Annotated in this window: 12 protein-coding genes; 8 read left to right on the top strand and 4 right to left on the bottom strand. The window is 71.8% G+C overall.

Going from position 1 to position 13562, the window contains the following annotated elements:
• Position 1: 1 nt before the first annotated feature.
• The 7 genes from nuoI to ACGFZ2_RS14580 all read left to right on the top strand — a co-directional run bounded on the left by nuoI (position 2) and on the right by ACGFZ2_RS14580 (position 8061).
• Positions 2-643, top strand: coding sequence for an NADH-quinone oxidoreductase subunit NuoI (gene nuoI, locus ACGFZ2_RS14610; protein ID WP_393257491.1), 642 nt, complete (start codon positions 2-4; stop codon positions 641-643).
• Positions 640-1410, top strand: a complete 771-nt coding sequence (locus ACGFZ2_RS14605) for an NADH-quinone oxidoreductase subunit J (RefSeq protein WP_393257493.1) — start codon at positions 640-642, stop codon at positions 1408-1410. Before nuoI ends, ACGFZ2_RS14605 begins: the two co-directional genes overlap by 4 nt.
• A 55-nt stretch (positions 1411-1465) precedes the next feature.
• A complete protein-coding gene (nuoK, locus tag ACGFZ2_RS14600) occupies positions 1466-1765 on the top strand; it encodes an NADH-quinone oxidoreductase subunit NuoK (protein WP_393257495.1) in 300 nt (99 codons plus the stop codon).
• 11 nt (positions 1766-1776) lie between these two features.
• On the top strand, positions 1777-3735 hold the full coding sequence (gene nuoL, locus ACGFZ2_RS14595) for an NADH-quinone oxidoreductase subunit L (RefSeq protein ID WP_393257497.1): 1959 nt from the start codon (positions 1777-1779) through the stop codon (positions 3733-3735).
• Positions 3736-3799: 64 nt separating this feature from the next.
• Positions 3800-5335: an NADH-quinone oxidoreductase subunit M gene (locus ACGFZ2_RS14590; protein ID WP_357702044.1), complete on the top strand. Its 1536-nt coding sequence runs from the start codon at positions 3800-3802 to the stop codon at positions 5333-5335.
• Positions 5332-6885 (top strand): NADH-quinone oxidoreductase subunit NuoN, encoded by a 1554-nt coding sequence (gene nuoN / locus ACGFZ2_RS14585; protein ID WP_393257500.1) that lies wholly within the window; start codon positions 5332-5334, stop codon positions 6883-6885. The genes ACGFZ2_RS14590 and nuoN overlap by 4 nt, the downstream gene beginning before the upstream one ends.
• A gap of 90 nt (positions 6886-6975) precedes the next feature.
• Positions 6976-8061, top strand: a complete 1086-nt coding sequence (locus ACGFZ2_RS14580; RefSeq protein WP_393453492.1) for a polyprenyl synthetase family protein — start codon at positions 6976-6978, stop codon at positions 8059-8061.
• 46 nt (positions 8062-8107) lie between these two features.
• On the opposite strand, the gene ACGFZ2_RS14575 is transcribed toward ACGFZ2_RS14580, so the two are convergent.
• Genes ACGFZ2_RS14575 through ACGFZ2_RS14565 form a run of 3 tightly spaced genes read right to left on the bottom strand, consistent with a single transcriptional unit; the run spans position 8108 to position 10165 of the window.
• On the bottom strand, positions 8108-8584 hold the full coding sequence (locus tag ACGFZ2_RS14575; RefSeq protein WP_393453489.1) for a hypothetical protein: 477 nt from the start codon (positions 8582-8584) through the stop codon (positions 8108-8110).
• Positions 8581-8940: a DUF6915 family protein gene (locus tag ACGFZ2_RS14570; RefSeq protein WP_393453486.1), complete on the bottom strand. Its 360-nt coding sequence runs from the start codon at positions 8938-8940 to the stop codon at positions 8581-8583. Before ACGFZ2_RS14570 ends, ACGFZ2_RS14575 begins: the two co-directional genes overlap by 4 nt.
• Before the next feature lie 43 nt (positions 8941-8983).
• Positions 8984-10165 carry an MFS transporter gene (locus ACGFZ2_RS14565; protein WP_393453483.1) on the bottom strand — a complete coding sequence of 394 codons (1182 nt, stop codon included), beginning with the start codon at positions 10163-10165 and terminating at the stop codon, positions 8984-8986.
• A gap of 154 nt (positions 10166-10319) precedes the next feature.
• On the opposite strand from ACGFZ2_RS14565, the gene ACGFZ2_RS14560 reads away from it, so the two are divergent.
• Complete coding sequence (locus tag ACGFZ2_RS14560) at positions 10320-11102, top strand: IclR family transcriptional regulator (RefSeq protein ID WP_393453480.1); 783 nt, start codon at positions 10320-10322, stop codon at positions 11100-11102.
• A 146-nt stretch (positions 11103-11248) separates the two neighbouring features.
• Here the strand turns inward: ACGFZ2_RS14560 and ACGFZ2_RS14555 are convergent, their stop codons facing one another.
• Complete coding sequence (locus ACGFZ2_RS14555; RefSeq protein WP_393453477.1) at positions 11249-13375, bottom strand: PhoX family protein; 2127 nt, start codon at positions 13373-13375, stop codon at positions 11249-11251.
• Positions 13376-13562 lie beyond the last annotated feature (187 nt).

The raw sequence follows: 13562 nt of genomic DNA, 5'->3' as shown, positions 1-13562 counted from the left end.
CGTGGGCGCGATCACCGGAACGTTCAAGGGCTTCGGTGTCACCTTCTCGCACATGTTCAAGAAGGTCGTCACGACCGACTACCCGTTCAAGCCGCCGGTCTCGGCGCCGCGCTACCACGGGCGGCACATCCTGAACCGGCACCCGGACGGGCTGGAGAAGTGCATCGGGTGCGAGCTGTGCGCCTGGGCCTGCCCGGCGGACGCGATCTACGTCGAGGGTGGCGACAACACCGACGAGCAGCGCTTCTCGCCGGGTGAGCGGTACGCCAGCGTCTACCAGATCAACTACGCCCGGTGCATCTTCTGCGGGCTCTGCATCGAGGCCTGCCCGACCCGTTCGCTGACGATGAGCAACGAGTACGAGCTGGCCCGGGACAGCCGGCAGGACCTGATCTTCACGAAGGAGCAGTTGCTCGCGCCGCTGCTGCCGGGCATGGAGCAGCCGCCGCACCCGATGCGGCTGGGCGACAGCGAGAAGGACTACTACGTCGGCGCGCTGACCAACCCGGGCACCTCGGCCGGCGCGGAGCACTCGGCCAACAACCCGGGCCGGTACCAGGTGGAGGAGCACCCCGGTGTGACCTTCCCCGGCGCCGAGCAGCACGCCCAGCGGGCCGCGGCCGGCAAGGGGGACGGAGCATGACCACGCAGACGGTGCTCGCCGCGGCGGGCGGGGTCTCCGGCGGGGAACAGGTCACGTTCTGGATCCTGGCCCCGCTGGCGCTGATCGGCGCGATCGGCATGGTCGCGGCGCGCAACGCCGTGCACTCGGCGCTCTGGCTGGTGCTGACCATGCTCTGCCTGGGCGTGTTCTACGTGCTCCAGGCTGGGCCCTTCATCGGCATGGTGCAGATCATCGTCTACACCGGCGCGATCATGATGCTCTTCCTGTTCGTGCTGATGCTGGTGGGCCGGGACGCCTCGGACTCGCTGATCGAGACGCTCCGCGGCCAGCGGGTCGCGGCGGTGGTGCTCGGGCTCGGCTTCGCCGGCCTCGTCGGCGGCGGGCTCTGGCGCGCCCTGGAGGGCACCACGGCCGTCGGACTGGAGCAGGCCAACGCCGAGGGCAACGTGCAGGGCATCGCCCGGCTGCTGTTCACCAAGTACGTCTTCGCCTTCGAGCTCACCTCGGCGCTGCTCATCACCGCCGCGGTCGGCGCGATGGTGCTGGCGCACATCGAGCGGCGCAAGCAGGACAAGGTCGACCAGCCGACGACCATGCGGGCACGCTTCGCGCCGGGCAACTACCCGGGTCCGAAGCCCGGCCCGGGCGTCTACGCGACCTCGTCCTCGGTGGCCACCCCGGCCCGCCTGCCGGACGGCCGGCTGACCGAGGTGAGCACCCCCGACATCCTGCCGGTGCGCGAGCTCACCGACCGGGAGACCTCGCTGAAGGGGACGGACCGGTGAGCGCGAGGAGTGAGCTTGCGAGCCCCGCAGTCGCGAACGAAAGGCTGACGCAGCGATGACACCCGACTACTACCTGGTGCTGGCCGCGGTGCTGTTCACCATCGGCGCGGTCGGTGTGCTCATCCGGCGCAACGCGATCGTGCTGTTCATGTGCGTCGAGCTGATGCTCAACGCGGCCAACCTGACGCTGGTCACCTTCAGCCGGATCAACGGTGACCTCAACGGCCAGATCATGGCGTTCTTCGTGATGGTGGTGGCGGCGGCCGAGGTCGTGATCGGGCTCGCCATCATCATGGCGATCTTCCGGACCCGGCGCTCCGCGAGCGTCGACGACGCCAACCTGCTGAAGTACTGAGGGGTCCTGCGGTGGGAACGATTCTGACGAACGCCCCGGCTGAGCCGGCGGGCACCGTCGCGTACGCGACGGCGGACGGGCTGCTGGGCAGCGTCTGGCTGCTGGTGGCGATCCCGCTGGTCAGCGCGGCGATCCTGCTGCTGCTCGGCCGGCGGGCGGACCGCTGGGGGCACTGGCTCGGGGTGGCCGCCATCGGCGCCGCGTTCGTGCTGGGCCTGACCTACTTCTTCCAGCTGCGTGGCCTGGAGAACAAGTCGGTCGAGCTGAGCCTGTGGGACTTCATCACCGTCGGCGACCTGCGGGTGGACTTCGGCCTGCTCTTCGACCCGCTGGCCGCCGTCTTCGTGCTGCTGATCACCGGGGTGGGTTTCCTGATCCACCTCTACGCGGTCGAGTACATGGCGCACGACGCGGGGCGCCGGCGGTTCTTCGGGTACTTCAACCTGTTCGTCGCCGCCATGCTCCTGCTGGTGCTCGGCAACAACTACGTGATGCTCTACTTCGGCTGGGAGGGCGTCGGTCTGGCGTCGTACCTGCTGATCTCCTTCTGGTACGAGCGGCCGAGCGCCGCCACGGCCGGCAAGAAGGCGTTCCTGATGAACCGGGTCGGCGACGCCGGCCTGGCGATCGGCATCTTCATCATGTTCGCCACCCTCGGCACCACCCAGTACGACGAGGTCTTCAACGGCGTCGGCTCGCTGACCGCGACCACGGTGCTGGTGCTCGGCCTGCTGCTGCTGCTCGGCGCGACCGGCAAGTCCGGTCAGTTCCCGCTCCAGGCATGGCTGCCGGACGCGATGGAGGGTCCGACCCCGGTGTCGGCGCTCATCCACGCCGCCACCATGGTCACGGCCGGCGTCTACCTGATCGCCCGCTCCAACCCGATCTTCTCGGCCAACTCCACCCTCCAGCTCGTGGTGGTGAGCGTCGGCGCGCTGACCCTGCTGATCGGCTGCGTCATCGGCGCGGCCAAGGACGACATCAAGCGGGTGCTGGCCTGGTCGACGGTGAGCCAGATCGGCTACATGTTCGTCGGTGTCGGCCTCGGTGGGGGCGCCTACGCGCTGGCCATCATCCACCTGCTGGCGCACGGCTTCTTCAAGGCCAACATGTTCCTCGGCGCCGGTTCGGTCATGCACGGCATGAACGACCAGGTGGACATCCGGCGGTTCGGGGCGCTGTCGAAGCACATGAAGGTCACCTGGCTGACGTTCATGATGGGCTGGCTCGCCATCATCGGCATCCCGCCGCTGTCCGGCTACTTCTCGAAGGAGCCGATCATCGTGGCCGCGTTCGAGCGGGAGGACTGGACCGCCTGGCTCTTCGGCGGCGCGGCCCTGCTCGGCGCCGGGCTGACCGCGTTCTACATGACCCGGCTCTTCGTGCTCACCTTCCACGGCCCGAAGCGCTGGACGGAGGACATCGAGCACCCGCACGAGTCGCCGAAGCTGATGACCGTCCCGCTGGTCCTGCTGGCGATCGGCTCCGTCGGGGCCGGCTACCTGCTCTCCACCTCGGTACCGGACTGGCTGACCGCCACCGCCGGGCTGGGCGGCCAGGAGGCCGAGCACCACCCGGTGCTCTCGCACGCCGTGGTCACGATCCTGTCGATCCTGGTCACCGTGCTCGGTGCCGGGCTCGCCTGGTTCCTGTTCCGGGGCGGCACGGCCACCGCGCCGCAGCCGGCCGGGGTGCTGGTCACCGCCGCCCGGCGCAACCTCTACACCGACGCGTTCAACGAGGCGGTCTTCGAGAAGCCGGGCATCTTCCTCACCCGGGCGCTGGTCTACCTGGACAACCGGGGCGTCGACGGGCTGGTCAACGGCCTCGCGGCGGGGATCGGTGGCGGCTCGGGCCGGCTCCGGCGGCTCCAGACGGGCTTCGTCCGGTCGTACGCCACCTCGATCCTGGCCGGCGCGCTGCTGGTGGTGGCGGCGTTCCTGGCCGTCGAGGCGGGGTGGCTGGCGTGATCGACCTCTTCCAGGCGGCCGTCGTCGGCGGACCGCGCAGTGACGACGGAGGTAAGGCCGCATAATGTCCGACTTCCCGTTCCTCTCGGTGCTCACCGTGGCGCCGCTGGTCGGTGCCCTGGTGGTGGCCTTCCTGCCGCGCAGCCGGCCGGAACTGGCCAAGCAGGTGGCGCTCGGCTGGTCGCTGCTGGTGCTGGCGCTGTCGGTGGTCATGTGGGTGACCTTCCAGGTCGGTGGTGACCGTTTCCAGTTCCGCGAGTCGTACCCGTGGATCCCGAACTGGGGCGTCAGCTTCACCTTCGCCGCCGACGGCATCGCGCTGGTGATGCTGATGCTGATCGCGGTGCTGGTGCCGCTGGTGATCCTGGCGTCCTGGCACGACGCCGAGTCGTCGAAGCGGTCGGTGCCGGTCTACTTCGCGCTGCTGCTCGTCCTCGAGTGCACGATGATCGGCGTCTTCGCCGCCGCCGACGTCTTCCTGTTCTACGTGTTCTTCGAGGTCATGCTGGTGCCGATGTACTTCCTCATCGGCAGCTACGGCGGCCACCAGCGGCAGTACGCGGCGGTGAAGTTCTTCCTCTACTCGCTCGTCGGCGGTCTGTTCATGCTCGCCGCGGTGATCGGCCTCTGGGTGGTCGGCGGGAAGACCTTCGACTGGCAGGCGCTGTCCCAGGTGGACATCTCCACCGGCACGGAGCGCTGGCTGTTCCTCGGCTTCTTCCTCGCGTTCGCTATCAAGGCGCCGTTCTTCCCGTTCCACACCTGGCTGCCGGACGCCGGTGGCGCGGCCCCGGCCGGCGCGGCGGCGCTGCTCGTCGGCGTGCTCGACAAGGTCGGCACGTTCGGCATCCTGCGCTACTGCCTGCCGCTGTTCCCGGACGCGGCCAAGTGGTTCGCCCCGTGGGCGCTGGCGCTGGGCCTGATCGGCATCATCTACGCCGCGCTGCTGGCGGTGGGCCAGAACGACCTCAAGCGGCTGGTGTCGTACACGTCGATCGCGCACTTCGGTTTCATCGGGGTGGGCATCTTCGCCTTCACCACCCAGGCGGGCACCGGCGCGGTGCTCTACATGGTCAACCACGGGCTGGCCACCGGCCTGCTCTTCCTGGTGGTGGGCATGCTCATCGCCCGGCGCGGCTCGGCGCTGATCAGCGACTTCGGCGGCGCCGGCAAGCTGGTGCCGATCCTGGCCGGGGTGCTCTTCTTCGCCGGTCTGGCCTCGCTCGCGCTGCCCGGCACCGCGCCGTTCGTCTCCGAGTTCCTGGTGCTGATCGGCACGTTCACGGTGAACAAGCCGGTCGCGGTCATCGCGACGCTCGGCATCATCCTGGCCGCCGCGTACGTGCTGTGGATGGTGCAGCGCACCACGCAGGGCACGCTCAATCCGGCGCTGACCGAGGTCGACGGCATGCGGCGGGACCTCAACCTGCGCGAGAAGTTCGTGGTCGCCCCGCTGATCGTGCTGATCGTGCTGCTCGGCTTCTACCCGAAGCCGGTGACCGACGTGATCAACCCGGCCGTGCAGGCGACCATGCAGGACATCGGCAGGACCGACCCCGCCCCGACCTCGGGCGGCACCGTCCAGGAGGCGGCAAAGTGAATGAGCTGAAACTGCCGTCGATCGACTACGCGGCGCTCGCGCCGACCCTGATCATGCTGGGTGCCGCGCTACTCGGCGTGCTGGTCGAGGCGTTCGTACCCCGCCGGCTCCGGCACGTGGTGCAGCTCTCGTTGGCCCTGCTGGCGGTGCTCGCCGCGCTGACCATGGTGGTGCTGGCGGCGGACGAGCGGTCGATCACCATCGGCGGGGCGATCGCGGTCGACGGGCCGACGCTCTTCCTCCAGGGCGCGATCCTCGTCCTCGCCGCGATGGCGCTGCTGCTCATCGGCGAGCGCTCGGTGGAGCGGGGCGGGGCGTTCGTCGCCCAGGCCGCGGTCACCGCCGAGTCCGCCGACGACCGGCGGCAGGCCGAGGGCAAGAACGGCCTCACCGAGGTCTACCCGCTGACCACGTTCGCGATCGGCGGCATGCTGATCTTCGTGGCGGCGAACGACCTGCTGACCATGTTCATCGCGCTCGAGGTCTTCTCGCTGCCGCTGTACCTGCTCTGCGCGCTGGCCCGCCGCCGGCGGCTGCTGAGCCAGGAGGCCGCGCTGAAGTACTTCATGCTCGGCGCGTACGCCTCGGCCTTCTTCCTGTTCGGCGTGGCCCTGGTGTACGGCTTCACCGCGGGCGTCCCGGGCCGGCAGGCGGGCGTCGACTTCGCCACCGTCCACGCGGCCGTGGCGAACTCCCCGGCCAGCCCGGTGCTGCTCTTCGCCGGCATGGCGCTGCTCGCCATCGGTCTGCTCTTCAAGGCCGCGGCCGCCCCGTTCCACGTCTGGACGCCGGACGTCTACCAGGGCGCGCCGACCCCGATCACCGGCTTCATGGCCGCCTGCACCAAGGTCGCCGCGTTCGGCGCCCTGCTGCGGGTGTTCCACGTCGCCTTCGACGGCGCCCGGTGGAACTTCACCCCGGTCCTCGGCGCGGTGGCGGTGCTGACCATGCTGATCGGCGCGGTGCTGGCGGTCACCCAGACCGACATCAAGCGGCTGCTGGCATACTCCTCGATCGCCAACGCCGGCTACCTGCTGGTGGGCGTGCTGGCGCCGAGCGCCGACGGGGTCTCCGGGACGATGTTCTACCTGGTCGCGTACGGCTTCTCGGTGCTCGCCGCGTTCGCCGTGGTGACCCTGGTGCGCGACGCCGACGGCGAGGCCACCCACCTGTCCCGCTGGGCCGGGCTGGGGCGGCGTTCGCCGTTCTACGCCGGCGTCTTCACCTTCATCCTGCTCGCCTTCGCCGGCATCCCGCTGACCAGCGGCTTCACGAGCAAGTTCGCGGTCTTCGGGCCGGCGCTCGACGGCGGGCAGGCGTGGCTGGTGATCGCCGGCGTGCTGACCAGCATGGTGCTGGCGTTCCCGTACCTGCGGGTCGTGGTGATGATGTGGCTCTCCGAGCCGGGCGAGTCGACGCCGACCGTCGCCGTGCCGGGCGGGCTGACCTCGGCCGCGCTGATGATCGGCGTGATCGCCACCCTGGTCCTCGGCGTGGCCCCGGCGCCGCTGCTCGACCTGGCCACCGGCGCCGCCGAATTTGTCAGATGACCGACGCTCGGGCCCGCGGGGGCCGGTACGCCACGGCGTGCCGGCCCCCGCGCCGTATCCCCCGTCCAGGGCAGGTCGGAGGGGTGTGGCATGGTTGAAGGCGTGGTGAATCCGGCTGGCGAGCGTTCAAGTGCCATCGGGTCCGGCGGCCGTCGGACCAGGGTGAGCACGAGTCAGTTCGGCGCGCTCGGCCTCTATCTCGCCGATCCCCGCGTCGAGGCGTCCGTGCTGGGCCTGCTGGAGGGCGTCGAGGTCGAGTTGCGCGCCAGTGTGGCCAGTGCCGACCCGTTCGTCACCGAGGCCGCCCGGCACCTCGTGGAGGCCGGCGGCAAGCGGTTCCGCCCGCTGCTGGTGGCGTTGGGCGCGCAGTTCGGCGACCCGACCAGCGCCCAGGTCGTGCCGGCCGCGGTGGTGATGGAGCTCACCCACCTGGCGACGCTCTACCACGACGACGTGATGGACGAGGCCGCCGTGCGCCGGGGCGCGCCCAGCGCCAACTCCCGGTGGACCAACTCGGTCGCCATCCTCGTCGGCGACTACCTCTTCGCCCGCGCTGCCGACATCGCGGCCGACCTGGGCATCGAGGCCGTACGCCTCCAGGCGCGCACCTTCGCCCGGCTGGTGCACGGCCAGATCGCCGAGACCGTCGGCCCCCGCCCCGGCGACGACCCGGTGGCCCACTACCTGGACGTGATCGCGGGGAAGACCGGCTCGCTGATCGCCACCTCGGCCCGCTTCGGCGGCATGTTCGGCGGCGCCGCCCCGGAGCACACCGAGGCGCTGGCCGGCTACGGCGAGACCATCGGGGTGGCCTTCCAGCTCTCCGACGACCTGCTCGACATCGCCTCGGAGTCGGTGGAGTCGGGCAAGACGCCCGGCACCGACCTGCGTGAGGGCGTGCCGACCCTGCCGGTGCTCTACGCGCTCGCCTCGGACGACGCCGACGCCGCCTCGGTGCGGCTGCGGGAGATCCTGGCCACCGGCCCGCTGACCGACGACGACCTGCATTCCGAGGCGCTCGGCCTGCTCCGCGAGAGCCCGGCGCTCAAGCGGGCCCGGGAGACGGTCCGCAGCTACGCCGAGGAGGCCCGGGAGCAGCTCGCGCCGCTCCCGGAGGGCCCGGCCCGCCGCGCCCTGGAATCCCTCTGCGACTACATCGCCGACCGCACGAGCTGACGCCCGTCCCGGCCGCCCCGGAGCAGGGGCGGCCCGGTTCGGCCGGTCAGTCGTGCTCGTAGTACTGGACCTGGATCCCCTCCCGGCGGACGATCACGTCGGCGTGGTCGCCGAACGTCTCCAGGAGCACGTCGTCGAAGCCGCCCGCCTCGAGGGCCTCGGCGAAGGCGTCCGCCCGCAGGTAGCGGGCCTCGTCGTGCCCTCGGTACGTTTCCCGCCTCGAGGACGCCCAACCGCCAAGGCTGGGGTGCCGGTCGGCGTACTCGCCCACGCAGAGGTCGTCCGGGTCGGCCTGCGGCCCGTCGGCGGTGGTGCGTACCCACACGTCCTGGACGCCGAAGACGCACGGCTCCCCGTCGTTGAAGTAGGGCGTGTACTGCCGCCAGCCGAACTCCGTGACGGCCTCGTCGTCGAGCAGGGCGCGCAGGAGCGGTCGCAGCTCCTCCAGGGGCCGCTGCGGGACCCGGTGGCCCTGGGTGATCTCACCCTCGACCGGGATGCCGAGGAAACTGACGTGACTCACTGGTCGCCTCCGAGCAGGGTGGAGAGGGGCAGGTCCTTGCGTTGGGCGCCGGACATCCAGGGGCGGATCGGCATCCCCTCGAGATAGTCGGCGGGGCTGGGCAGCCAGCCCAGGTCCTCCAGCACATGTCGTTCGGCGATCAGGCGGACCGGGACGCGCTTGCGGCCGACCTGCAGGGTGTCGCCGAAGATCCGCTGGCAGAGGTAGATGCCGGCGGTGTGGTGGTACATCGCGCGGTGCCGGACGTCCCCGATGATCTGTTTGGAGGAGTCGATGAACTCCTCGATCGGCAGGTAGTCCTCCGGGGTGCCGCCCCACTTGCGCGCCGCCGACTGCGCGTGGTGCCACGAATTCATGATCGACAACTAGCCCTCGGCACCGACAGGATCGTCGGCCCGGTCAGTGGCGGGTGAGCAACCGGCTGCCGGTGAGCATCAGGGCGGCGGCGGCCAGCATGGCCGCCCCGGCGGTGAGCCACATCGCGGGGTAGCCGGCGTGGGCGGCCATCGCGCCGAGGCCCAGCGGGCCGAGGCAGCCGCCCGCGTACACCCCGGTCTGGGTGATCGAGGTGGCGGCGGCCGGGGCCTGCGGGTGCAGCCGGACCACCGCGAACGTCATCAGCCCCGGCCACGACCAGCCCAGGCCGAAGCCGAGCACCACGCCGAGGACCAGCGGCGCCGGGCCGGCGACGGCGAGCAGGCCCAGCCCGGCCGCGCCGACCACGAGCATGCCGGCGATGACGGCCACGTGCCCGGCGGGGCGCCGGTCCGCCAGCCAGCCCGCGCAGACCCGCGCGGTGACGCAGACCGCGCTGCCGAGGGTCAGGGTCAGCCCGGCCAGCCCGGGGGTGAGCCCCCGGTCGACGGCGGAGTCCACCACGAAGGTACCCAGCGCGTTCGCGGCCGCCGCGGCGAGCATCGCGGCGGCCCCGACCACCAGCAGGGCCGCCGTGGCGCGGCCGGCGCGGGCGGGCGCGGCCGTCCGGCCCGGGCGCGGCTCCCGCGCGGGTACGGCGGGCAGCGCCGCCAGGGCCGCCCCGGCGGCCACCACGAACGCCCACCGCCAGCCGGCGGTCAGCGCGACCGTCGGCACCGCCGCGCCGGCCAGCAGGGTGGAGACGGGGATGGCGGCCTGCTTCACCCCGAACGACAGCCCCTGCCGCCGCGCCGGCACGTGCCGGGCCAGCGCGGCGTTGCTGGCGAGCTGGCCGAGGGCGTTGGCGGCGGCGCTGAGCGCCAGCAGCCCCACCAGCACGGCGTACGACCGGGCGAGGGCGGCGACGGCGAGCATCGCCCCGGCGGAGAGCAGGATGGCGCAGCGGGCCACCACGGCCGGCCCGTACCGGTCGACGAGCCTCCCGGAGGGCACCGACGCCAGCGCGCCGACCCCGAAGTAGACGGAGACGGCCAGGCCCAGCCCGGCGGGGGAGAAGCCGAGGTCGTCGCCCAACTGCACGGCGAGCCCGCCGACCAGGAAGACCGGCAGGACGGAGGCGATGGTGACGGCGACGGCACCGGCGGCGGCCCTGGCGGGGCGGGGCGGTGCGACGTCCGGGGCGGGGTGGAGCGCGGGGCGGGTCATGGTGCGGCAAACCTACGCGAGGCCGCCTCGGGTCACGCACTGTGCCGGTGCGGGTACGTGCTGTTCGCGACGATCTGGCATCCTCCACCCGAACAGGCATTTCGCACCGGGCCTGTATTTCATATGGTGTAAGTCCCCGGCGGCGGAGGTGGTTGTGCGCGACCCCTTGGCGGAACCTTCGGATCTCATCCGGAGCGTGTCCCGCGCGCTACGAGTGCTCGAGTCGGTCGGTCGCGCCCCGAAGGGGCTGACCGTCAAGCAGATCGCCCGGCGGTGTGAGCTGACCGTGGCGACGACCTACCACCTGGTCCGCACCCTGGCCTACGAGGGCTACGTGATCCGGCGCGAGGACGGCACGTACATCGTGGGCCTGGAGGTGGCCGACCGTTACCGCGAGCTGGTGACGGCGTTCCGGGGGCCGCCGGCGGTCGGGGAGAGCCTGCGCCGGGCCGCCGTGGACACGGGCTACAGCCACTACCTGGGCCGGTTCGTGGGCGGTCAGGTGGCCGTTACGGCGGTCGCCGAGGGCCCCCGCTCGCCCTACCTGGAGGACCTGGTGCCCGGGTTCGACGAGGGGGCGCACGCGACCGCCCTGGGCAAGGCCCTGCTCGCCACGCTGACCGCCGAGCAGCGCTTCCGTTACCTGCGCGAGTACGGCATGCGCCCGTTCACCTCCGCCACCCTGACCAGCACCGAGGCGTTTGAGGCCGACCTGGCCGCCGGCGACCGGCGCGGCATGCAGTTGGAGCTGGGGCAGTTCCGGCAGGGGGTGGCGTGCGCCGCGGTGCTGGTCAGCCCCGACAAGGACATGGAACGCCGGGTGGTGCTCGCCTGCGCCCTGCCGGCCAGCGAGATGATGACCTCCGCCCGGGTGGTCCGGGCGAAGCTGCTCACCGCCGCCCGGGCCATCGCCGACGGCCTGACGTCGGAGAGCTGACCGGCCGGGCGGGCACCGCCGCAGCGGCCGTTCCCGACCCGGCCCCGCCGCGACGGGCGCGCCGTGCCCGGTAACGGCCGTGGGCCCTCACCCCGGCTGGGAGAGGGCCCACGGTGGCGGTCCAGCGCGGACCGCCCGAGGAGGAGTCAGCTGCCGACCGGCCCGCCGTCGAGACGCCAGGTCACCACCACGCCGGGCTTGGCGTAGTCGCCGTCCGGCCAGTTCGAGGCCGGCTTCTCCACCGACGCGCCGCTGATCTCGCCCGGGTGCTGCACGGCCACGAAGACCGAGCGGTTGTCCCCGGTGATGAACGGGCCGCAGGCCTCCGCGCCCACCGGCACGGTCAGGAACTGCTTCAGGTGGCCCCGCTCCGGTCCCTCGACGGCGGTCGCGAAGAGGCCGTCGTTGCTGCCCAGCGCGTTGCCGTCGGTGGAGATCCAGAGGTTCCCGGTGGCGTCGAACGCCACATTGTCCGGGCAGGAGATCGGGGAGACCGCCGCCTTGTCGTACCCGCCGAAGTACGTCGACGGGTCGGCCGGGTCACCGCAGACGATCGGCAGCGACCAGGCGAACGTCTCGGCGGAGTTGTCGCCACGGTCCTCGACCAGCTCCAGCACCTGACCGTGCTTGTTCAGGTTGCGCGGGTTGGCCTCGTCGGCGGCCGGCTTGCCGGCCTTGCCCCGGTCGGTGTTGTTGGTCAGCGCCACGTACACCTTGCCGGTGAGCAGGCTCGGCTCGACGTCCTCCGGGCGGTCCATCTTGGTCGCCCCGACCTTGTCGCCGGCGAGCCGGGTGAAGGTCAGCACGTCGGCGGCGGTCATCCCGTCGACGTACGAGCGGTTGCCGCTGACCAGCTTGATCCAGCGACCCCGGCCGTTGAACGCGCCGTCGGCGGGGAGCTTGCCGGAACCGTCGATCTCGCCGGCGCTGGTCTGCTCCAGCTGGGCGACGTAGAGGGTGCCGGACTCCAGCAGGGTCAGGTTGTGCCTGCGGGCGACCCAGGAGTTGCCCTTCATGAACTTCTTGTCGGAGACGAACTTGTAGAGGTAGTCGAACCGCTCGTCGTCACCCATGTACGCGACCACGTGCCCGCTGGCGGCGACGATGACGTTCGCGCCCTCGTGCTTGAACCGGCCCAGCGCGGTGTGCTTACGCGGGCGGCTCTCCGGGTCGAACGGGTCGATCTCCACGATCCAGCCGTGCCGGTTGGCCTCGTTCGGGTGCTTGGCCAGGTCGAACCGCTCGTCGGCGCGCTCCCACTTGCGGCTGCCGCTCGGGTAACGGGCGGTGGTGGTGATGCCGTAGCGGGCCAGCTTCGGCTTGTCCGCCTCCGGCGCGCCGTCGCCGCCGACGAAGTACTGGTTGAAGTTCTCCTCGCCGGAGAGCACCGTGCCCCACGGGGTCACCCCGCCGGCGCAGTTGTTGAGGGTGCCGACGACCGTGCGGCCCTTCGGGTCGGCGGCGGTCCTCAGGGGGGCCGAACCGGCGGCCGGCCCGGTCAGCTCGAACTTCGTGGCCAGCGCCGTGATCCGCCGGTTGTACGGCCGGCGGCCCTTGGTGACCGGCCGCCACTGCCCGGTGCCCCCGACCCGCTCCAGCTCCACCACGGACATGCCGTGCGCGGCCATCGCGACCCGGAGCTGCTCCACGGTCAGCGCGTCCTGCCCGGTGAAGCCGGGGAACATCAGGTCCTCGTTGGTGTATTCGTGGTTGACCACGAGCAGCGCCCGCTGCCCGCGCCCGTCCAGCGGCAGCACCCCGACGAAGTCGTTGTTGTAGCCGAACTGCTTGGCCTGCGCGGCGGCGGTCTGGCCGTGCAGGTCGAACTCGGGCGCGCCCGGGACGACCGGGTCGCCCCAGCGGATGACGACCGCGTGGTCGTACCCGTTGGGGACGACGAAGGTGTCCAGGGTGTTCGGCGGGACCGGCTTGAAGGTCAGCGCGCCGCTGCCGACGCCGCCGGAGGGGCGGCCGAAGCCGGCGGCCTCGGGCACCACGGGGGTGGCGGGGGCCGCCGCGGCGGGGGCGGCGCCGGCCAGCGCGCCGGCCGCCGCGCCGCCGAAGCCGAGGACCAGCGCGCCGACCGCGCCGGCCCGGACCACGCCGCGCCGGGAGACCTCCGCGCCCACCACGTCACCGAAGTACGCGTTGTCGGAGGTGTTCGGCACCGGGTGGTCGCAGGCGTTGCCGCACCGGTACAGACAGGTCATGGCGTCGCGGCTGCCGTGGCGGGTGGCGCCCAGCAACGGGAGCAGCCGGGGACGGTCGCTCATGGAAGGAGCCTCCTGGAGGGGGGTCGGTGCACGCCGGACAGCCGCTGGCGTGCGTACCCGCCGGACGGTAGGAGGACCCGGTGAGCGGGCGTCGGCGGCAGCGTGAACCGGGCGTGAACACCTCCGCCGGGACTGCCACGATGACCTGCGGCTGAACCGATCCGGGTGACGGCACGTGTTCCCGTGC

The sequence above is a fragment of the Micromonospora sp. NPDC048063 genome (assembly GCF_043202855.1).
Lineage (GTDB): Bacteria > Actinomycetota > Actinomycetes > Mycobacteriales > Micromonosporaceae > Micromonospora.
The sequence above is the reverse complement of the archived record's forward strand: the minus strand, read 5'-3'. Positions and strand labels throughout refer to the sequence as shown.